Source organism: Treponema sp. OMZ 805 (assembly GCF_050937395.1).
In the GTDB taxonomy this organism is placed as follows: domain Bacteria; phylum Spirochaetota; class Spirochaetia; order Treponematales; family Treponemataceae; genus Treponema.
The window spans coordinates 60,248-79,462 of the sequence record NZ_JACCLP010000010.1 but is presented as its reverse complement, the minus strand read 5'-3'; the positions used below and the strand labels follow the sequence as shown (position 1 = coordinate 79,462).

The 19,215-nt window shown below is 44.9% G+C and carries 23 protein-coding genes and 1 tRNA gene; 10 read left to right on the top strand and 14 right to left on the bottom strand.

Features of this window, described 5'->3' with window-relative positions:
* Positions 1-61 precede the first annotated feature (61 nt).
* The 6 genes from HGH47_RS08925 (at position 62) to leuS (ending at position 6,354) form a co-directional block, all read left to right on the top strand.
* Positions 62-934: a type I phosphomannose isomerase catalytic subunit gene (locus HGH47_RS08925; protein ID WP_432911862.1), complete on the top strand. Its 873-nt coding sequence runs from the start codon at positions 62-64 to the stop codon at positions 932-934.
* A 432-nt stretch (positions 935-1,366) separates the two neighbouring features.
* The gene (locus tag HGH47_RS08920) at positions 1,367-2,470 is read left to right on the top strand and encodes an endonuclease/exonuclease/phosphatase family protein (RefSeq protein ID WP_432911859.1); all 1,104 of its coding nucleotides are present in this window, start codon (positions 1,367-1,369) and stop codon (positions 2,468-2,470) included.
* A gap of 148 nt (positions 2,471-2,618) precedes the next feature.
* Positions 2,619-2,984, top strand: coding sequence for a VOC family protein (locus tag HGH47_RS08915; protein WP_212564629.1), 366 nt, complete (start codon positions 2,619-2,621; stop codon positions 2,982-2,984).
* Positions 2,985-3,258: 274 nt separating this feature from the next.
* A complete protein-coding gene (gene rd, locus HGH47_RS08910) occupies positions 3,259-3,417 on the top strand; it encodes a rubredoxin (RefSeq protein WP_212564630.1) in 159 nt (52 codons plus the stop codon).
* Positions 3,418-3,431: 14 nt separating this feature from the next.
* On the top strand, positions 3,432-3,716 hold the full coding sequence (locus tag HGH47_RS08905; protein ID WP_212564631.1) for a hypothetical protein: 285 nt from the start codon (positions 3,432-3,434) through the stop codon (positions 3,714-3,716).
* Positions 3,717-3,783: 67 nt separating this feature from the next.
* On the top strand, positions 3,784-6,354 hold the full coding sequence (gene leuS / locus HGH47_RS08900) for a leucine--tRNA ligase (protein ID WP_432911854.1): 2,571 nt from the start codon (positions 3,784-3,786) through the stop codon (positions 6,352-6,354).
* A 639-nt stretch (positions 6,355-6,993) separates the two neighbouring features.
* Here the strand turns inward: leuS and HGH47_RS08895 are convergent.
* Complete coding sequence (locus HGH47_RS08895) at positions 6,994-8,919, bottom strand: hypothetical protein (protein ID WP_432911851.1); 1,926 nt, start codon at positions 8,917-8,919, stop codon at positions 6,994-6,996.
* A 1,175-nt stretch (positions 8,920-10,094) separates the two neighbouring features.
* On the opposite strand from HGH47_RS08895, the gene HGH47_RS08890 reads away from it, so the two are divergent.
* Together HGH47_RS08890 and HGH47_RS08885 are read left to right on the top strand one after the other, a co-directional pair.
* On the top strand, positions 10,095-10,379 hold the full coding sequence (locus HGH47_RS08890) for a type II toxin-antitoxin system RelE/ParE family toxin (RefSeq protein WP_253674931.1): 285 nt from the start codon (positions 10,095-10,097) through the stop codon (positions 10,377-10,379).
* Positions 10,380-10,381: 2 nt separating this feature from the next.
* Complete coding sequence (locus HGH47_RS08885) at positions 10,382-10,669, top strand: hypothetical protein (RefSeq protein WP_253674932.1); 288 nt, start codon at positions 10,382-10,384, stop codon at positions 10,667-10,669.
* 183 nt (positions 10,670-10,852) lie between these two features.
* Here the strand turns inward: HGH47_RS08885 and HGH47_RS08880 are convergent, their stop codons facing one another.
* The 11 genes from HGH47_RS08880 to rpsP all read right to left on the bottom strand — a co-directional run bounded on the left by HGH47_RS08880 (position 10,853) and on the right by rpsP (position 16,423).
* A complete protein-coding gene (locus HGH47_RS08880; protein ID WP_432911847.1) occupies positions 10,853-11,254 on the bottom strand; it encodes a hypothetical protein in 402 nt (133 codons plus the stop codon).
* The gene (locus HGH47_RS08875; protein ID WP_212564952.1) at positions 11,254-11,430 is read right to left on the bottom strand and encodes a hypothetical protein; all 177 of its coding nucleotides are present in this window, start codon (positions 11,428-11,430) and stop codon (positions 11,254-11,256) included. Before HGH47_RS08875 ends, HGH47_RS08880 begins: the two co-directional genes overlap by 1 nt.
* A complete protein-coding gene (locus HGH47_RS08870) occupies positions 11,427-11,798 on the bottom strand; it encodes a YraN family protein (protein WP_212564951.1) in 372 nt (123 codons plus the stop codon). Before HGH47_RS08870 ends, HGH47_RS08875 begins: the two co-directional genes overlap by 4 nt.
* Positions 11,798-13,021 carry an HD-GYP domain-containing protein gene (locus HGH47_RS08865; protein WP_253674934.1) on the bottom strand — a complete coding sequence of 408 codons (1,224 nt, stop codon included), beginning with the start codon at positions 13,019-13,021 and terminating at the stop codon, positions 11,798-11,800. The genes HGH47_RS08870 and HGH47_RS08865 overlap by 1 nt, the downstream gene beginning before the upstream one ends.
* Positions 13,014-13,256, bottom strand: a complete 243-nt coding sequence (locus HGH47_RS08860) for an EscU/YscU/HrcU family type III secretion system export apparatus switch protein (protein ID WP_432911842.1) — start codon at positions 13,254-13,256, stop codon at positions 13,014-13,016. Before HGH47_RS08860 ends, HGH47_RS08865 begins: the two co-directional genes overlap by 8 nt.
* Before the next feature lie 83 nt (positions 13,257-13,339).
* Complete coding sequence (locus HGH47_RS08855) at positions 13,340-14,317, bottom strand: hypothetical protein (protein ID WP_432911839.1); 978 nt, start codon at positions 14,315-14,317, stop codon at positions 13,340-13,342.
* 5 nt (positions 14,318-14,322) lie between these two features.
* Positions 14,323-14,682, bottom strand: a complete 360-nt coding sequence (rplS, locus tag HGH47_RS08850; RefSeq protein WP_253674936.1) for a 50S ribosomal protein L19 — start codon at positions 14,680-14,682, stop codon at positions 14,323-14,325.
* A complete protein-coding gene (gene trmD / locus HGH47_RS08845; protein WP_432911835.1) occupies positions 14,660-15,406 on the bottom strand; it encodes a tRNA (guanosine(37)-N1)-methyltransferase TrmD in 747 nt (248 codons plus the stop codon). Before trmD ends, rplS begins: the two co-directional genes overlap by 23 nt.
* Positions 15,403-15,927, bottom strand: a complete 525-nt coding sequence (gene rimM, locus HGH47_RS08840) for a ribosome maturation factor RimM (RefSeq protein ID WP_253674938.1) — start codon at positions 15,925-15,927, stop codon at positions 15,403-15,405. The genes trmD and rimM overlap by 4 nt, the downstream gene beginning before the upstream one ends.
* Positions 15,927-16,160: a KH domain-containing protein gene (locus HGH47_RS08835; RefSeq protein ID WP_006188554.1), complete on the bottom strand. Its 234-nt coding sequence runs from the start codon at positions 16,158-16,160 to the stop codon at positions 15,927-15,929. Before HGH47_RS08835 ends, rimM begins: the two co-directional genes overlap by 1 nt.
* 14 nt (positions 16,161-16,174) lie before the next feature.
* Entirely contained in the window at positions 16,175-16,423 is a 249-nt protein-coding gene (rpsP, locus tag HGH47_RS08830; protein ID WP_253674939.1) for a 30S ribosomal protein S16, read from the bottom strand.
* 280 nt (positions 16,424-16,703) lie between these two features.
* On the opposite strand from rpsP, the gene nrdD reads away from it, so the two are divergent.
* Both nrdD and HGH47_RS08820 read left to right on the top strand, forming a co-directional pair.
* Complete coding sequence (nrdD, locus tag HGH47_RS08825; protein ID WP_253674940.1) at positions 16,704-17,216, top strand: glutaredoxin family protein; 513 nt, start codon at positions 16,704-16,706, stop codon at positions 17,214-17,216.
* Between the two features lie 3 nt (positions 17,217-17,219).
* Positions 17,220-17,990, top strand: coding sequence for a radical SAM protein (locus HGH47_RS08820; protein WP_432911829.1), 771 nt, complete (start codon positions 17,220-17,222; stop codon positions 17,988-17,990).
* A 102-nt stretch (positions 17,991-18,092) separates the two neighbouring features.
* Here HGH47_RS08820 and HGH47_RS08815 read toward each other — a convergent pair.
* Positions 18,093-18,166: transfer RNA gene (locus tag HGH47_RS08815), tRNA-Ile, on the bottom strand.
* Between the two features lie 236 nt (positions 18,167-18,402).
* Positions 18,403-19,053 (bottom strand): Crp/Fnr family transcriptional regulator, encoded by a 651-nt coding sequence (locus HGH47_RS08810; RefSeq protein ID WP_432911826.1) that lies wholly within the window; start codon positions 19,051-19,053, stop codon positions 18,403-18,405.
* Positions 19,054-19,215: the final 162 nt, after the last annotated feature.

The following is a 19,215-nucleotide window of genomic DNA, read 5'->3' as shown; positions in this document are numbered from 1 at the left end:
GGATTTGCTTCGCATCCTTCGGAATCAACAACCCCGACGAGATGCAGTTGAGGGGGATGATATGCAGCAGAATATAACGATGTTTAAAACACAGCCTTTTATTTCCGAAAAGGTCTGGGGATATGAGCGGTGGATTGTCTCCGTTCATCCGGCGGGCAAGTCTCTTGTAGATGATGCGGCGGCGCAGATAGGCGGAACACTGCTTGACGCGATCGTCGGCGCTTCGTATCCGCTTTTGATTAAAATCATTCAGGCGAACGAAACGCTTTCGGTGCAGGTGCATCCCGACGATAACTATGCGTACCTCCATGAACACAGCGCCGGTAAAACAGAATGCTGGTATGTGCTTGATGCGGTTCCCGATGCAAAGATTATTTACGGATTGCAAAAGGATTACCGCCGAAGCGAGTTGGAAACAGCCATTCGGAATAATACGCTCGAGCGCTGTCTCCGATCCGTTCCCGTCTCGAAGGGGGACTTTATCTTTATCCCTGCCGGAACCGTTCACGCGATACAAGGCGGCTTGCGGCTTTTAGAGGTGCAGCAGTCAAGCGATATAACCTATCGGCTCTATGACTGGGGACGTCCCCGTGAGGTACATATACAAAAAGGACTTGATGTATTGCGGTATCTGCCTAAGTCTACACTGACGCCGGAACATCCGTTTAGCGGAAAAACGGTATGTCCGTATTTTCGGCTTGAAAAAAAAGATTTTCCCACTACGGAGACTATTTCGTTTTCGGCATTTGATACCCCTGCTGCAAAAACGGGATGGTGCAGCCTCTTTATCATCTCCGGAAACGGTATGCTTGAAACTGCCGGAGTTCCCGCCTTGCAGGTAAAAACTGAGGACTGCATTGTGGTGCGGCGGGAAGCTGCCGTTTCCGTACTGCCTGATCGGGATTCGCTGCTTTCGGTTATGCTGATGGGGTAACCGCATTAAAAATATTTTCCGCGGGGTTACCTTCCTTCTGTCCGAAATTTTGCTTAAAATTTCGGACATTTTCCGATAAATGGGTAAATGCATCAGGTAGAACAGATAAAAACCGCGGAAAAATTGAGACTGTGAGACCATTTGAACCATCTTCAACGGTTGTACGTCCATGTACAACCGTTGAAAGCGAGTTTTGTGCGTGCACAAAACATCACTACTGTATGGAACCACTGCCATCCTTGGCAGTTCTGGTCGAATAGTATCAATTTTTCTGCGGGGTTACTAAGAAAACGGCCTGATGCATTTACCTCGATAAAACAATGTTGACAGAATGAATATCAAAGCTGATAATTATTGTTAAGAAAAAAATAGGAGTTCACCGGTTAATCGATATCTATAAAAATCGGCAGCTTCATGTAAAGGATGGTCTGGATGAAGACGTTTTTGGTACGAAATATTCTTTTGGCATTAAAGGTGATCGCTGGAATTGCAGCGGCTGCCGCTATAGCGTTCGGGATTCTGCTACTGTTTATTACGATAACGGAATATCGCCCCCAAGCTCAAGAGCCTGCTGAAATCATCGGAGAAACTGCTCTTACGGAAGAAACCGTTGCGCTTGCAAAGCCGATCGATATTATCAGTTGGAATATCGGCTATTGCGGTCTTGGCGCAAAGCATGATTTTTTTATGGACGGCGGTACTATGGTGCGCCCTTCGGATAAGAAAGAGGTCGAAGAAAACCTTGCAGGAGTTATCGAGACACTGAAACGGTATCCTTCCGATTTTTACTTTATTCAAGAAATGGATAAGTCCTCAAAGCGTTCCTATTACATCGACCAAACGGCGGCGCTTACCGAGGCGCTTGGTACGGCGCTTACCTATACTTATAATTTTAAGGCGTCGTATGTACCGTATCCGATTCCCCCAATCGGAAAAGTGGCGAGCGGAGTCGGCCTTTTTACGCGATACCCCTTTACGGAGACCTATCGTTTTGCGTTGCCGGTACCGTTTAAGTGGCCGGTCAGTACGGTTAATTTAAAACGCTGTATGCTGATAACCCGTTTTCCCCTCGAATCGGGCAGAGAGTTGGTAACGGCCGTGCTACATTTGGAAGCTTATGATGAAGGGGAAGGAAAGATTGCGCAGACAAAGGCGGTCGCCGATTTTATTCGCGCTGAATATGAAGCGGGCAATTATGTGATAGCGGGCGGAGATTTTAATCAAACCTTTCCGGGGACACGGTCGTTGTATCCCCTCTATGATGAATTTTGGGCGCCCGGTATAATGGATGCAGGCTTACTCCCTGAAGGTTGGCACTTTGCCGTCGATGACAGAGTTCCCTCGTGCCGCCTGAACAAAGCGCCGTATACGGCTGCGCTTACCGACGAAAATATTCGCAAAAAGTGGCCGTACTACGTTATTGACGGCTTTATTTTGTCTCCGAATATTTCTCTTTTATCGGTGGAGACACTCGATGAATCTTTCCGGTATACAGACCATAATCCGGTAAAACTGCGTGTTACGTTGAATCCCTAAAGATGCAGGAGAACGCGTATACTATAAATAAATGATGCTGCCTCTAATCTTTCCGGAAGAAGATATTCCTTTTGCAAAATTGTCCATTGTTGGGTATACTGTAAGTATCGCAGATACCGGAATACGGATATTTGCCAAGGAGTAAAAGATGCAGATGAACAGTGTGGTTATTAGAACCGACAACATGGAAAAATCATTGCAGTTTTATGAAAAGGTTCTCGGACTTACCTTTGAGTCTATGATGTCTGCTGCCCCGGGGAAGCAGATTGCCTTTTTGTACGATCCTAAGTCGAATGGCCGGTTGGAACTGATCCATAATGATCGTTCAAAGGTGAAAAAGGAAAACTCTATTTCGTTGACTTTCAGTGTAAATCAGATTGGAGAGACGGAAAAATATCTCCGCTCTAAAAATGTCCGTATTATTATGCAGCCGCGAACGGTAAAAGATGGTAAAAAGATATTAACAGCGGTCGATCCCAATGGAATAGAAATAGATTTTATTGAAGCTAAATAAACAGAACAGCATCTCTAACAAGAACCTCTTTTTAGAGATGCTCAGATATAAAATGTATTAGAAAAAATGCAACCACTGACAAGTAAAGACATGAAGGAAGATGTCCTATGAGCGCGATACAATAGCTTTTCGATTGCTCTCCCCTATACCCAATTTTGTGCTATACCCTTATTTTATTGTTGATATGCTTTGTCTGCACCTACTTGTAAAATCGTCCTAAAACCCGTATAGTGTTGACCTGCAAGTATTCTGTAAGGAATAGATGGAGTAGAGTATGGATAAATATGTATGCGATTTATGTGGTTATGAGTATGATCCTGAAACCGGCGATCCTGAAGGTAATATTAAGCCGGGTACTCGATTTGAAGATTTGCCCAAAACGTGGGTATGTCCCCTCTGCGGCGTTTCGAAGGAAGGATTTAAAAAGGTTTAAGTGGAGAGTGTAAAATGACAAAAAATGATTTTATCAGTGCAATCGGATATGACGGTGCCGCCGCAGTAGTCGATAAAGAACGGCGTGCTAAAAATGGCGGAAAGAGCTTGACGGAATTGCTTGAGGCAGGCGCTTTCCGCAGCGCAGCTGCCTTTGCAGTCTACGATGATTCTCAAGAGGAACTGCAAACCGTTACGGATTATTACAATAACTTAGCCCATGCGGATTATACCACGGACAATATTTTGCGGGTATTCGGTATTACCAAAACCAACAGCAAAAAAGTAATCCTTCTATAATAAATAAATGCTATTGCATTAAATCTAAGGAAAATTTCTAAAATGTTTTACTCAAAGGAGTTGTATAATGCCGTATCCTTTTGGCGATATTGAAAAAAAATGGCAAAAATATTGGAAAGATCATAAGACGTTTAAGGTAACCGAGGACGAAAATTATCCGCCGGAAAAACGGGCGTATGTATTGGATATGTTTCCGTATCCGTCGGGAGCAGGCTTGCACGTCGGGCACCCTGAAGGATATACGGCAACCGATATTTATTGCCGGTACCTCCGTATGAACGGATACGCGGTGCTGCATCCGATGGGATTTGACTCCTTCGGCTTACCGGCGGAAAATTACGCCATTAAGACCGGTACTCACCCGCGTATTACGACAAAAGAAAATATCGATACCTTTCGGAGGCAAATACAGGCGTTCGGTTTTTCCTACGACTGGGATCGCGAGCTTGCAACTTCGGATGTGGACTATTACCGTTGGACACAGTGGATATTTCTACAGCTGTATAAAAAAGGCTTAGCCTACGAAACGGAAGCACCGATTAACTGGTGCCCGAGTTGCTTAACCGGCCTTGCGAATGAGGAAGTGAAAGAAGGCTGCTGCGAACGGTGCGGCACACAGGTTGTCCGCAAGAATGTCCGGCAGTGGATGCTCAAGATTACTGCGTATGCGGAGCGGCTCCTTGAAGACTTGGAAGAACTGGATTGGCCGCAATCCGTTAAGATGATGCAGCGGAATTGGATCGGCAAAAGCACCGGAGCAGAAATAGACTTTCACCTTGCCGCTCCGTATGAAAACGAAAAGATTACCGTGTATACTACTCGGCCGGATACTATTTTCGGGGCGACCTACCTCGTGCTTGCTCCGGAACACCCGCTCGTCATGCGTATTGTCAGCGGGGAGCAAAAAGACGCCGTGCAGCAGTATATTGACGAGACGGCAAAGAAAACCGATCTTGAACGGACTGAACTTGCAAAAAAGAAAACCGGCGTCTTTACCGGCGCCTATGCGGTGAACCCGCTGACAAAAGAACCTATTCCGATTTGGATTTCCGATTATATTTTGGTTTCTTACGGAACCGGCGCCATTATGGCGGTTCCGGCGCATGATGAGCGCGACTGGGAGTTTGCTCACGTTTTTTCACTGCCGGTTATTCAAACGGTTGCCTCAGAAGCTGAATGGAAGGAAAAGGGAGCGGCGGGCGATTACCGCGCAGTACCGCAAGCATGTACCGCAGCCGACGGTTATGCAGTAAATTCAGGCGAATTTACCGGACTGCCGACGCGGGAAGCAATAGAGCGTGTTACCGACTACGCCGCCGCTAACGGCTTCGGAAAAAAGGCCGTCAATTATAAGCTCCGCGACTGGGTGTTCAGCAGACAGCGGTACTGGGGAGAACCTATCCCGTTGGTGCATTGCCCGAAATGCGGCGTCGTTCCGCTGGACGAAAAGGATTTGCCGCTCGCCTTGCCTGAAACGGATAGCTACACCCCTTCCGACACGGGAGAAAGCCCGCTTGCCAAGATACCCGAATGGGTGAATACCGTGTGTCCCCACTGCGGAGCTTCCGCCCGCCGCGAAACCAATACCATGCCTCAATGGGCGGGGTCCTGCTGGTACTATCTCCGCTACCTCGATCCTCATAATGCACACCGTTTTTGTGCCAAGGAAAAAGAAGCGTATTGGATGCCTGTTAATCTCTACGTCGGCGGCGCAGAACATGCGGTACTCCACCTCCTCTATGCCCGCTTTTGGCACAAGGTACTGTACGATTTAGGTGTGGTGCATACCAAAGAACCGTTCATGCGGCTTGTGAATCAGGGAATGATCACTTCCTTTGCGTATCAGCGTTCAAACGGGTCGCTCGTGCCGGTCGATGAGGTTGTGCAGACCGGCGATGATGCTTTTGAAGAAAAGAGTACCGGCGAAAAGTTGAAGCGGGTTATCGCAAAGATGTCGAAGAGCTTAAAAAATGTCATCAATCCTGATGAGATGATCGCTCAATACGGCGCCGATTCGTGCCGTATGTATGAGATGTTTATGGGGCCGCTCGATATGTCCAAACCGTGGAATACGCAAGGGCTGATCGGTATTTTCCGCTTTTTAGAGAAAATCTGGGCTCTTTCCGAAAAAGAGCTGATTTCCTGTCCGGTGAACGACATGAGTACGCCGGAACATGCGGAAATTACCAAGATCCTCAATAAGTCCATTAAAAAGATAACCGAAGATACCGCATCGCTCAACTTCAATACGGCAATCAGCCAGATGATGATTTTTGTCAACATGCTCGGAAAATATCAGACCGTGCCCCGCTTTGCATGGGAGGCATTTGCCAAGCTGCTTGCGCCCTACGCACCGCACCTCGCCGAAGAGCTGTGGGAGAAGTTAAGCCATACGGAAACAATTGCATATGCGCAGTGGCCGATGTTTGTCGAAAAGTTTTGCATCGATTCCGAATGTACGATTGTCGTGCAAATCAACGGAAAGGTGCGCGATAAATTTCAAGCCGCCGTCGATTTGCCGAAAGATGAGCTTGAAGCGCTCGCGTTAAAAACAGATGGCGCACAGCGCTTCCTCAGCGATAAACAGCCTAAAAAGGTTATCGTGGTTCAGAATAAGCTTGTAAATATCGTCGTCTAATAACCTTTTGAAATATACGGAGCATCTACTTCGTTGCTGCGCAAAAATAAATGCTCAACGTATCAGAACCGCCACGGATGGCGGGGGAGTAAATCAGTAACGCGTTTAGACGTAAGGCTAAACTCGTAGCCACAGAATGTACAGGACGTACATTCTGTGGCGTGTCTCCGCTTTATTTTTGCTCGCGCCTCGTATCTGCGCCGTCTATTTCAAAAGGCTAACGGAAAGCTCTATACCGCATGCCGCTACTGAAGATCCTCAACGTATCAGAACGGACAAGGATGTCCGTGGTTCCGTGCAGTAGCGTGTTTGCCTTGCAAACACGTAGGTACAAAATGTACACGGAAGTACATTTTGTACCGTGCCTGCGGGTGTTTTTTGTACGCTCCTAGCATCTGCATCGTCTATTTCAAAAGGCTTACGGAAAGGCTGGGGATGTCTCAAAAGTTGATCACTTTTTCGCCATCCCCTTGCATCCCAATAATACACTTCCACGTACATTCGTGTGTCCCTCTACCGATGCACGTCCATGTACATCGGTAGAGGACAAGTTTTGCCCCAAAAGCGGCAAGGGGATGCTTCCATTATCTACTTTGTCTGATGTTTTTACTCATTTTCCGGAAAAATCATATTCATCTGCTATTCATTTTTTGTCGTGTAGCTGATGCTAATGGTGCCGCCTTCGGCATAATCGGAATCTACGCGGATCCAACACCTGTTACTACCCTTGTCGTCCTCAAAGGTTCTCTTCCCGATTTTCCACTCATCTACGATCTTGCCTACAGGAAGGTCTTTGGCTTCAATGCTGATTTGCGTTCTTTCTTTCACCTCTGCATCGTTAGAAAGCGTTTGTCCCTGTCCGTACTGCTGCCATATTCTCACCGTCATCTTTGCTTCATTAAAGCTCAGGGTAAACTTCTGAGCGGGCTTTGTCGTATAGCTGATGGTAATGACACCGCTTTCGGCATAATCAGGACTCACGCAGAACCAGTGCCGGTTTCCACCCCAATTACCCTCATCCTCAAAGGTTCTCTTCCCGATTTCCCACGTATTTACGATCTGTCCTATCGGAAGGTCTTTTGCTTCAATGATGATACCGGTCATTTCTTCCACCTCTGCACCTTTTGAAAGCGTTTGAGCCTGCCCGTGCTGCTGCGGTATTTCCACCGTCATCTTTGACTCGTCAAAGGTAAGGGTAAACTTCTTAGCGGCCTTTGTCGTGTAGCTGATGCTAATGGTGTCGCCCTCGGCATAGTTTGAACCTACGTGGAACCCCCACCGGTTTCCGTTCCATTCAGCCTTATCCTCAAAGGTTCTCTTTCCGATTTTCCACGTATCTACGATCTGCCCTGCCGGAAGGTTTTTGGCTTCTATACTGATTTGAGTTCCTTCTTCTACCTGTGTACCGCTTGAGATGGATTGCCAGTTGCCTTGCTGCCTCATTTCTACCGTCATCTTTGACCCGTCAAAGGTAAGGGTAAACTTCTGCGCGGGCTTTGTCGTGTAGTCGATGGTAATGGTGCCGCCTTCGGCATAATCGGAACCTACGGTGAACCAACATCGGTTTCCGTCTTGGGGGGCTTTTGTTTCCTTTCCGATAGTCCACTCATCTACGATCTGCCCTGCCGGAAGGTCTTTGGCGTCTATATGGATTTTCACCCCTTCTTCCACCTCTGCACCGTTTGAAAGTATTTGCCACGGCCCATCTTCCTTACGCTCTTGCACCGTCATCTTGGCGTCATCAAAGGTAAGGGTAAACTTCTGAGCGGGCTTTGTCGTATAGCTGATGGTAATGACATCGCTTTCGGCATCCTCGGCCATTACGGTATACTCACAGTCATTTGAATCAGCTGAAATGTTCCGTTTCCCGATTTTCCAAGTATCTACAATTTCCCCTGTAGGAAGATTTTGAGTTGCAATGTTCAATTTCATCCCAACCGTCAGCTCACTGCCGTCTCTAACGATACCGCCCTCGTTGGTAAATACTTTCACCTTTTCCTTATCAAAGGCAATTATCAATTTGTCACTTTTGACAGTATATGCAAGCGCTACACGATTACTGCTGTCAGCATCAACTTTGCGTACGGTATGGATAAGCTCAGACCCCTCTGCCGGAACGATTGTATTTCCTACTTTCCATGCCTGTACGGGAGTGCCGACGGGAAGCCCAATCGCAGTCAGTCGCAGCCGTGTGTGTTCTTGAACTGTCGAACCGCTCGTAAGAGTATTCCATGTTCCTGCTTGCTCCGATTCAACCTTTACCTGTGCAGCATCGAAATTTATTTTGAGATTGACGATCTTTCTTTCAGTGTAATAAATTGTTACGATATTATTATCGTTAGCGTCGGCTTTGCGCACGGTATAGGTAAGTTCATGCCCTTCTGCAGGGATGTTTGTCTTTCCGACTGTCCATGATTGTACGGTACTGTCGGCTGGAAGCCCTATCGCAGTCAATCGTAGCTGAGTGTTGTCGACTATTTCCGATCCGGAACTCAGCGGTTTCCAAGCACCTGTAGTAAGCGCTTCCACCGTAACCTTTGCCGTATCAAAATGTACTCTTAACAATGCAGCTTTATTTTTAAGGGTATAGGTGATGTGTGTTTTACCGTTGCTGTCGGCATCTTCTTTAACGATAGTATGGTTGAATGTTTCCGTTGCTGAGGCAACCGTTTTTCCGTTAATTTTCCATTCTTCAAGTGTCTTATCGGATGGTATGTTTTTTGCTCGTATTTTTAATTCGGCACCGATTTGGATTTGATCCCCGTTTTTTACGAGCGTTAACGTATCGTTGTTTTTTACTTCAACTTGTATAGTAGCTTCATCAAAATGCAGTTCAGTTACGGGGGGGGGGGGGATTATCCGATAACTTGGGGCATCCGGTAAATAGTACCGGTAGCACAGCCACTAATCCTAATACGAAAAAGCTTGTTAATCGTTTTTGTTTCATAGTGATCTCCATTGCGAATATTTTTTATTTCTGTGCGAAATTTTGCTTAAAATTTCGCACATTTTTCCGGCAAAAGGGTAAACGCATCAGGTAGAGTAGATAAAAACCGCAGAAAAATTGAGACTGTGAGACCATTTGAACCATCTTCAACTGTTGTACATCCGTGTACCTCTCAACCGATGTACGTCCATATACATCGGTTGAGGACAAGTTTTGTTCCAAAACTTGTTTCTGACCTATCCCACGCCCATCCTTGGGCGCATTGATGGCGAGTTTTGTGCGTGCACAAAACATCGCTGCACTGACAGGAAGTCAGTGGTTCCAAACAGTATCGAGTTTTTCATCAGAAAAACTCGAAGCTAAACAATGTACAAGGATGTACATTGTTTAGCGATGCCATCCTTGGCAGTTCTGGTCGAATAGTTTCAATTTTTCTGCGGGGTTGTTAAAAAAACGTCCTGATGCGTTTACCCTAGTCTATTATAAGTTTATCCTGTTAATCTGCTCCAGTCAAGGAAAAGAATTATGCGATAGCTCTTGCAATTTATACGCGATGCCTACACTGAGAATCGCGAGGCTCGCTGTTAATAGAGAGTTACAGGGAAACGGAATAGGAAAATGGCTCCTTTCACAAGTTTTTATAAAGACTGTTCAAATAGCAGATATAACAGGGCTCTATTTGATAATAAAGGAAGATAATTCTTAAAAAGAACGAAATTATATATTGATAATATTTAATTGAAATTGTTGACAAAATCAAAATAAATGGTATATTTAAATCGTGAAGTTTACGGTGGAAAAACTGCCTGTTGTTGAATCTGAAATATCATCTCTGGAACAATCGCAAAAAGATTTACTAAAAATAGAATATGAAAAGATTGAACAACGGGGAATTGAGTTTGTAAAAGTAAAGCGTCTTCAGAAAAAGATTTTTGAAATAAAATCAAATGAACTTAGGTCTTTATTTAAATATAAAGAAGGGAAAATTATTGTAATAGGAGTTATTTTTGTAAAGAAGACACAGAAAACTCCAAAAGAAACTATAAAACTCGCTGAGAAACGTTTGAAGGAGATCTGATTATGGAATATGTATATGTAAAAGATTCCGAAGGTTATGTTTTTAAGAAATTGGAATCAGAACTTTCTCCCGATGAAAAAATTATTTCTGAAAAGGAATATTTAAAGAAATCCGGTCTTGCAAATTATGCAAAAGAGTTTGGACATGGCGGAGCAAGGGAAAATGCCGGTCGAAAACAAAAATTCGGATCGCCTTTGAAATTTCAAATTCGGGTAACACAGGAAGAAAAAGAGTTTATTTCTTTTGCAAGAGAAAATCATTTGAATTATTCAGCTTTAATGCAGAAGTAATATCACATAACACCGTTTTCAAAGCCGACAAGCTGCGTTGCGGTTTAAAACTATGATAAGTTTAACCTGTTAATCTGGTCAAGTCAAGGAAAAGAATTATGCGATACCCCTTGCAATTTATACGCGATGCCTTTTGCAAATAGGCTGTCCGGAAGTGTGCTTAGGATATACGCTGATGGCTGCTCAATCGATTAAGCTGAAACGGTCGGCAATGGTGCTTCGCCATTCTGCGCGTTGATTTTTATCTTCCCACTCGATGATTCTTACAATCGTGAACTCTTTCATCGTTACCATTGAAGCATATTTGATAACGGCAAATCTTCCTTGTCCGATATAAGAAATCGCTTCATTTTCCTGTAAGGTTTCATTTTGCCTTAAAAAATTCAATACGCAATCGAAATGCACAGGCTTGCCGTCTGTTTTATCCGCTAATGCAGCGCTTAAATCTTTGATGGGTTTCCCGCATCGTGCACAGATAAAAAGTTCTGTAGGTTCATTATGATTTGAGCCGGTATACGGTTTATTGTCTGTTGCGGCAGTTTCGGTATAATGATTATCTCTTCTGTGTCCCCGCCTATTACTCATTATTCATCATCCTTCATGTACATCATCTGTTCGGTCAATATCGATGCTAATCGATATATTGCAGCTTGAATATACGCCTCATCCTTGAGTTTTGTTTCCATTTCGCGAAAGTCGGATTCGGTAAAGTATTTGCGGGGGGTATACCGCTCTTTTTTTGGAAACACGCCAACATTCATACATAATCCTCAAAAGCATTCTCTAAATGCAAAGGCTCGAGTCCTTCCGTTGTTCGCGGGTCAAACGGCAACACAAGAACATCAAAACGTATATGCATCTTGTTATATTTTCGATGAGTTAAGAGAAAATATTTAGCGGTTTTACAAATCCTTTCCTGTTTTCTATTTCCGACAATAATATCCAAGTCTGCAAGCGATGTGTGAGGCAATGTCTTCACTTCAAAGAAAACAAGTCTTTCACCTTTTTCCGCTATGATGTCAATTTCGCCGGTTCTTGTACGCCAGTTTCGGGCAATGATGGAATATCCTTGCTGTTCAAGCCATTTTGCTGCATAAGATTCTCCTGCCGGGCCAAGCCGTTCTTCCATCACTTTTTTTGCTGATACTGTAGCGGGTCAATAGCCTTGACAATAAAAGTATTTTTGTATTCCTTCAGATCAATAAGTTTACCCTTATTATTGGGATAAAGATGTCCGGTTTCATCAATGATTACTCTAATCGACGGACGCAACGGCGCTTCGGGAGCTGTACCCACAACACGGGCGATGGATGTGTCGTTCATCAACACTATTGAACCGATGGGATATACACCGATACTTTGAATCATAGCTTTGATAACTTCGTAATCAAAACGGCGTCCCTTATCCGCAAGTAAGGTTTTCATCGCATCATAACCGAGCAGTGCACTACGATACGCCTTTTGTGCGGTCATCGCCACAAAGGCATCTACAACAGCGATGATACGGGCGCCTATTTCGATGGATTCTTTATCAAGTCCGTTCGGATATCCTTTGCCGTCCCATCGTTCGTGGTGCTGCAAAACAAGCATCGCGACCCGTTCGGTATACATAAATTCCGATAATACGGCTTTATATCCATAGACGGTATGAGCCGCAACGGTCTGCATTTCAGTATCTGAAAGCGCAGTCTTCTTGTTTAAAATGGCATCGGGAATTCTTAGCATCCCACAATCGTGTAGTAGGGAAGCGAGCACTATGTCATCAATATAATCTTCCGGAAGATTCATGAATTTTGCGATGGTTTCAGCTAAAATAGCGGTATCCACGAGGGCTTTTGCCATCTCTCGTTCAGGAATTTGGGCTGATAAGATGAATGAAATAGCGAGCGGTCTATTGGCGGCGAGCAAATTACGGAGTCTCAGGGCAATTCCATCTATGGGGCGGGGTGATATTGGTTTTCTTTTTTTTACCTCGGTTAAAAAGATATCCAGTGTTAGGATAATCGCCAAATATTCGGTATACAGTTCGCTGTGCGTTAAAATATCCGGAAGCTGTAAAATAGTATTTTCTTCCGCTGTTTTCTTTTGAGTGTTTTTGTTAGCTGTTTTAGCGGTAGGAGCTCCCCCTTTGTCGGGTAGTGCATCTAATTTTTCATCTAATTCCGCTCTTTTTTTTATGCTTTTACCGGCTGTCATAACAAAAGGTACTTTCCATTGCTTTAATACCGATAGTTCACGTTCAGAAACCGGATACCCTTTGCCCAGAACTCTATTTTTACCGTCGTCAAAGAACAGCGGTTCTGAAAACAGCATACCTTCTTTTAAATCTTCTACCTTAATTCGCCTAAGCACCGATTATCCCATCCTTTTTTTGAAGAAATGCAAAAAGAGCGGCAACCGCTTGATACGTTTCTTCGGGAATGCAAGAGCCTATTTCGGCTTCAACCAACACTTCCGCTAACAGAGGGTTATTGATGAGGGGAATATGACATTTATCGGCAATTTCCCGTATCTTTTGCGCAACTGTACCGCGTCCTGAGGCGGTAATCAGCGGAACACTCTCCCCAAATGTATATGACAATGCCACCGAACAGTCCCGTGCTCTGCTCATATTATCGTTTTTTATCTTCACGGTAATATAAAAAAGTCATACCTCACTCCACGTCTATACTACACGGATATATCAATTGATGCAAGGGTATGATTCTCTTCTCTATTATTATCGGCATAATGTACGGTATATGACGTAACTCCTGCGGATTCCAGACAAGTTTGTAGCAATGCCGTGAGTTTTTCCTGTTTTTGTAGTGAAAGTTCGTCTTGCCCTCGATAGGAAAAAAGACATTGGTGATCCTTGAGCGTAAACGTCCAAGATTCCTGCTTTTTTTCACTTCGCACCCGCAGACAGCATTCACGGCACACCGTATCCTGCAGGTCAAGCAAAAATGCTGCCGAACCTTTCCAGAGTGTGTTGAGCTGTTTTTCAAACGGGAATACTACCCAGTGGTTTTTGCCTGTTTTTACATGATTGAGGAAACGAAAGAGGTCTTGGTCGTCCCATTCTTCGACAGCGGTTCTTCCCTGCTTATCGGAAAGGCCGAAAAGCGCTGTGAGGCATTGTGCAATCAGCTGTGGCGAAGGTTCAATGCCGCGGGAGTAGAGGAGCGCTGCGGCAAAAGCAGCTTTTTTCTCGTGCGGGGCAAACGCAGAGAGCGAAGAAAGGATTTTTAAAAGTGGGCGGGATTGAAGCGGCTGTTCGGCTTGACGGAAAAAGGCGATCAATGCCGCCGTAAGGTCGGACTGCGGTATGGCGAGCTGGGTAAATACATCGCCATGCGGGATTTGCGGCAGTATATGTTTCCGGTATGGTGTTAGTACCACGGTATTCTCGTTAATATGAACGCGCATCAATAAAAAAGCTCCTTCTCGAATATCCTGAGAAAGAGCTTTTGTCTGCGCTTGTAGTACGGAACCTTTAACGGCAATCCGCACCATATTATTTTTAAGGAATGACAGTACCCGAACCGTTACCGGCTCGTTTTCGGTAAAACCGGCAGCAGTATTCCCGTGTAAAAGAACGGTCTTATTAAGCGCAGTGTTCCAGCTTAACGGAATAATAAGCGCCGACCGTTCCGCTACGGTTTGCATATCCGCTAGTTCTTTTTCTGCAGCAGTGTCTTAATCTTTGCTGCCTTACCGATCTTCTCGCGGATGTAGTACAGCTTAGCACGGCGTACCTTACCGGTATGCACAACTTCCACCTTTGCAATACGCGGCGAGTGAAGCGGGAATACGCGCTCGACACCAACGCCGTAAGAGTTCTTTCTTACCGTGAATGTCCGGCCGATACCCGCATTTTTAAAACACAGTACCAAGCCTTCATATATCTGAATACGTTCGGTTTTTCCTTCAATAATCTTGAAGTGTACCTTTACGGTATCGCCCACTCTAAAAGAAGGTTTTTCGACAATCTTTTGTTTTTCTTCAATCTTACGAATTAAATTCTCTGCCATTTGTTATCTCCTGTAAAATAAGTTCCGCTTCTTTTGTCCATTCAGGCGAACTACGGATCGCTGTCAGCAAGTCGGGACGCATGGCAAGCGTCTTTCTAATCCGCTGTTCAAGCCGCCATTTACGAATGTGCTCGTGGTGGCCGGACAGAAGCACTTCAGGAACAGCCCTGTCCCTGAATATCTGCGGCCGTGTGTACTGGGGGTATTCCAACAAACCGTCGGAAAAGCTCTCCTCTTCAAGGGATTCGCGGGAAATAACGCCGTCGATCAAGCGGTACACCGCGTCTATTATTACGAGTGCAGCAAGTTCACCTGAGGACATCACGTAATCGCCGAGCGAAATTTCATCGCAGGCGTATTCGTCGATGATTCGTTGATCAATTCCTTCATAGCGGCCGCAGATAAACACGAGTTCTTTTTCTCGTGCAAGCTCTGCTGCACATGATTGCGTAAAGGGTTTGCCGGAAGGAGTTACATAGATAACTCGTTTTTCGGCAGCCTGCACGGAATCGAGCGCGAGCGCAAGTGGCTGCGGCAAGAGGAGCATTCCCGCCCCGCCGCCGTAGGTTAGATCATCACAGGTTCGATGCTTGTCGTAAGCAAAGTCGCGGATATTCACCAGATTGTAGGTAATAAGCCCCCGTTCGACCGCCTTCGCCATGATCGACGATTCGAAAAAGGCGGCGGGTATTTCGGGAAACAAGGTCAGCACATTGAATCTCATTCGAGAATCCAGCGGTGCATAAGCTCAACCTGCTTTGCCGCTATGTTTATCTTCCCGATAAATTGAGAGCGAAACGGAACATACACGGTTCTGCCTGTTGCAGCCTCGGAGACTTCCAATAACAATCCGCCTCCGCCTTCCACTACATCTGCAATTGTACCCACAGAATTTCCTTTGTACACAAGGTCGGAATTACAAAGATCATTGATATAAAACTCGCCGCGTTCAAGCGGGCAAGCCATATCCCGAGGAACCAATATATCCGCTCCGTGCAGCTTCTTTGCCGCCTCAGGCGAATCGATACCTCGTAGTTTTAATAATGCATCCGCATTACGGATAACACACTCTTCAACCTGATAGGATGTTTCGGGACGCTGCCCTTCCGGTTCTTTGCATGAAAGCCGCAGCTTTATCTCTGTTAAGTTTAAAAAATGCTCATATTCGCCCGAACAGCTTTCTATTTTGATAAAGCCTTCAAGACCGAATGTACCCCGAACCCTACCGGTTATGAGCCAGTCCATTAATCAAGAATTTCCAGCAAATAACGGGTCCCGCTCCTGCCGGCTGATGCCATAAGCAACGTCCGAATTGCCTGAGCAACCCTTCCGAATTTTCCGATTACCTTTCCAACATCACCGCTTGCAACACGTAACTCCAACACAATGCCGCGATCGGTTTCTTTTTCCGACACGGAAACAGCGCTGGGATCATCGACAAGCGACTTTGCAATGTACTCGACTAAATCACGTTCCATGTTCGATAGCCGACCTATAACGTGAATTGTTTTTTGTTGAGTAAGTGACGAACAGTGTCGGTCGGCTGAGCGCCTTTATTAAGCCAACCGCGTACCTTATCGGCATCAAAAGCAATTTGCCGCTCTTCCGCTTCGATAGGATGGTAAATGCCTACCTCGTCGATGGTTTTACCGTCGCGGGGTTCGCGGACATCCTGTACCACGATGCGGTAATACGGACGCTTTTTTGTCCCGAATTTCTTGAGTCTGATTTTTACGCTCACGTTAATCCTCCCGGAAATGAATCAATTCAATATAGTAGGAACTACTAAAAATAGCAGTTTTTAGAAATGTTCCTGCAAGTATAAAATACAGGCTATGATACATAAAAACCGATACTTGGTCAACTATAGGGTAAGGAGTTTCACGACAAAGCCGGATTTTGTTTGACCTCTTGACATACACTATATATGGGGGTATTATAGCAAATACAAGCATAATAAACGCTATATAGATAAACTTATATAGTGAAACGTAACTCTATAAAAAGGCGGATAAGACACCATGAGAACAAGAGAAGCAATCGATGCCGATATTGCAGCTACACAGTCCGAACTGCAAAACGTACACGGTTCCACAACGGAAGTATATGCACGTATAGTCGGTTATTACCGTTCCGTCCGTAATTGGAATAAGGGCAAGCGTGAAGAGTTTTCAGAACGAAAAATGTTCGAGCACGAAAATCCGAAAATCTCCTTCTATGCAGGGCAAAGTGCCGTATCGGGTACGGAAACACCGTCAATTCAATATCCTGCCTTTTTTGAGGTATATACACGAAAGACGTGTCCCAATTGCCCCCCTGTTAAAGATTACTGCAATAATCTCGGTATTGCTATCCATTATATCGATGCCGATACCGAAGAAGGCATTAAAGCAGCTGCAAAGCACGGAGTCCGCTCCTGTCCTACCGTTATCATGTATAACGAATCGGAAAAAGAGCTTTCCCGCGCATATTCGGTTGCCGATCTTAAAGCGTATCATTTGACCCCGTATACGGCAGAAGCGGTTATCGCATAATCTATGAATGTCGGTTTGCAGAAAACCACGCTTGTCAACTATCCGCGCAAGGTTGCCGCTGCGGTTTTTCTGCCCGGCTGTAATTTGCGCTGCCCGTATTGTTATAACGGCGAGCTTGTATGTGCATCCGTTTCGGAAGGTCCTGCCGCTCAGTCATTACAGGGCGGTACTAATGACTACGTACCGCTCGAAACGGTCTATGAGCATATCGAAAAGCGGAAGCCGGTACTGCGCGGATTCGTTATTTCGGGCGGCGAAGCACTCCTGTCTCCGGTCTTACCGGAACTTATTCTGCGGGCACGAAAGGCAGGGCTTGCCGTTAAGCTTGATACAAACGGTTTATTGCCGGATAGAATGTATTCGCTCTTGCACGACGAAGCGCTCTGTCCGGATATGATAGCCGTCGATATAAAGACCGCCCCCGCCCGTTATCATGAACTCAGATTTTGTTGTCCGGCAGGGACTGATCCGATGACTGAACAGCCTGAAGCTGCGCTGAGACGGACGCTGATGATTTTGCAGAAAAAGCAAACATTTTGTCGGCCGGTAGAAATCGAATATAGAACAGTTCTTGTTCCGCCGCTTGTAGGCGACGAGGATATACGCGCTATTTCAGAATTACTCCCTTCCGATGCCGCATGGTTTTTTGCTCCCTTTTTACCGGGGAACTGTCTTAATCCCGCATGGAATGCAATCCGTCCATATACACAGGCTGAAACAGAAGAACTCATCCGTCTTGCCGGAACAAAGATTCCCAATAGTAGATTACGTTAATCGATTTGCAATTTATAAAAATAGATAGAAAATTGTGAGTTCTCTACAGCGCAATGCTGTAGACTCCGGTGTTACTTGTAGAAATTGTTGTGAGGGGGAAAATGGGCCCAGCTGGACTTGAACCGGCGACCCGCGGATTATGAGTCCGCTGCTCTAACCAACTGAGCTATAGGCCCAAGAAAGCATTACAATACTTTATTTTACGGCTTTAGTCAAGCAATCGAAAAACGAATATCGAAAAAATTGAATATCGAAAATCTGACTGCTAATCTTATTTGTTCTCATAGTATCTCTTTTTATATTAATAATTTATTCGGTAACAAATGGTACAGAATCCTTGCTTTCGTTATGCTATAGTCTACATAGCTCTAAAAATTAGAGTTTTTGGAGTCAGTTTTACTGTAGAATTGATTTATGCAAGATTCTCGAGCCTATCGATATTAACGGTTACGGTATCTTTGGATATCGTTAGCAGCTTGTCTTTTTGCATATTCATCAATTCGCGGGATAGGGAAGGGCGCGGAACGGCAAGATATTCGGCCATAGCTTCTCGGTTCAGTGTAAGCGTTATTTTAGGCTGACCGCGTGCTTGCTGTAACAGATACACGGCTATTTTTTTGCGTAGCGTAAATGATGAAAAGATTAGTAGCTTCTGGTTTAAAAAATAGGTTTTATGCGCAAAAATAGACAAAAGGTTCCGTACAATTTTTGTTTGTACGGCAGGCAGTGTTGAAGCAGCCGAAAATATATTTGCCGGAATACTGAGAATTTCCGCATCGGCGATTATCCTGCATGAATAATCATACGGGATGGATTGTAAGAAAGCATAGACTTCACCGAAGACTGTTTCCGGTGTTTCAAAGCGGTTCATAATGATTCGTTTACCGTCGATATCATTTTTTTCGATTTGGACAACTCCCGATTTAAGAACGAACAATGCCTTGGGGAGGTCACCTTCAAAGAAAATGAAACTGTCTTTTGGATAGACGGCGGTCTTTGCCTTGACGGCGGTAAGATAGGTTTCCAGTTCCTTTGCGGGAATATCTTTGAATAACGGATTCACAGCGTCCTTCCTTTGCATCATATGCGGGGCTTTTTAAAGGGAACCTCTAAAAACTTCCGTTTTTAGAGGTTTTCCTTAAGCTTATTTGCGATGTATTTTTTATAAATTATTACAATATAAAAATCTATAAAAAATACTCGTCGGGCATCTCTAAAAGCTAAC

Coding starts and splice junctions, on each gene's coding strand:
- HGH47_RS08925 (WP_432911862.1), top strand. CDS start 62: ATGCAGCAGAATATAACGATGTTTAAAACACAGCCTTTTATTTCCGAA.
- HGH47_RS08920 (WP_432911859.1), top strand. CDS start 1,367: ATGAAGACGTTTTTGGTACGAAATATTCTTTTGGCATTAAAGGTGATC.
- HGH47_RS08915 (WP_212564629.1), top strand. CDS start 2,619: ATGCAGATGAACAGTGTGGTTATTAGAACCGACAACATGGAAAAATCA.
- rd (WP_212564630.1), top strand. CDS start 3,259: ATGGATAAATATGTATGCGATTTATGTGGTTATGAGTATGATCCTGAA.
- HGH47_RS08905 (WP_212564631.1), top strand. CDS start 3,432: ATGACAAAAAATGATTTTATCAGTGCAATCGGATATGACGGTGCCGCC.
- leuS (WP_432911854.1), top strand. CDS start 3,784: ATGCCGTATCCTTTTGGCGATATTGAAAAAAAATGGCAAAAATATTGG.
- HGH47_RS08885 (WP_253674932.1), top strand. CDS start 10,382: ATGGAATATGTATATGTAAAAGATTCCGAAGGTTATGTTTTTAAGAAA.
- HGH47_RS08880 (WP_432911847.1), bottom strand. CDS start 11,254: ATGAGTAATAGGCGGGGACACAGAAGAGATAATCATTATACCGAAACT.
- HGH47_RS08875 (WP_212564952.1), bottom strand. CDS start 11,430: ATGAATGTTGGCGTGTTTCCAAAAAAAGAGCGGTATACCCCCCGCAAA.
- HGH47_RS08870 (WP_212564951.1), bottom strand. CDS start 11,798: ATGGAAGAACGGCTTGGCCCGGCAGGAGAATCTTATGCAGCAAAATGG.
- HGH47_RS08855 (WP_432911839.1), bottom strand. CDS start 14,317: ATGCAAACCGTAGCGGAACGGTCGGCGCTTATTATTCCGTTAAGCTGG.
- rplS (WP_253674936.1), bottom strand. CDS start 14,682: ATGGCAGAGAATTTAATTCGTAAGATTGAAGAAAAACAAAAGATTGTC.
- trmD (WP_432911835.1), bottom strand. CDS start 15,406: ATGAGATTCAATGTGCTGACCTTGTTTCCCGAAATACCCGCCGCCTTT.
- rimM (WP_253674938.1), bottom strand. CDS start 15,927: ATGGACTGGCTCATAACCGGTAGGGTTCGGGGTACATTCGGTCTTGAA.
- HGH47_RS08835 (WP_006188554.1), bottom strand. CDS start 16,160: ATGGAACGTGATTTAGTCGAGTACATTGCAAAGTCGCTTGTCGATGAT.
- nrdD (WP_253674940.1), top strand. CDS start 16,704: ATGAGAACAAGAGAAGCAATCGATGCCGATATTGCAGCTACACAGTCC.
- HGH47_RS08820 (WP_432911829.1), top strand. CDS start 17,220: ATGAATGTCGGTTTGCAGAAAACCACGCTTGTCAACTATCCGCGCAAG.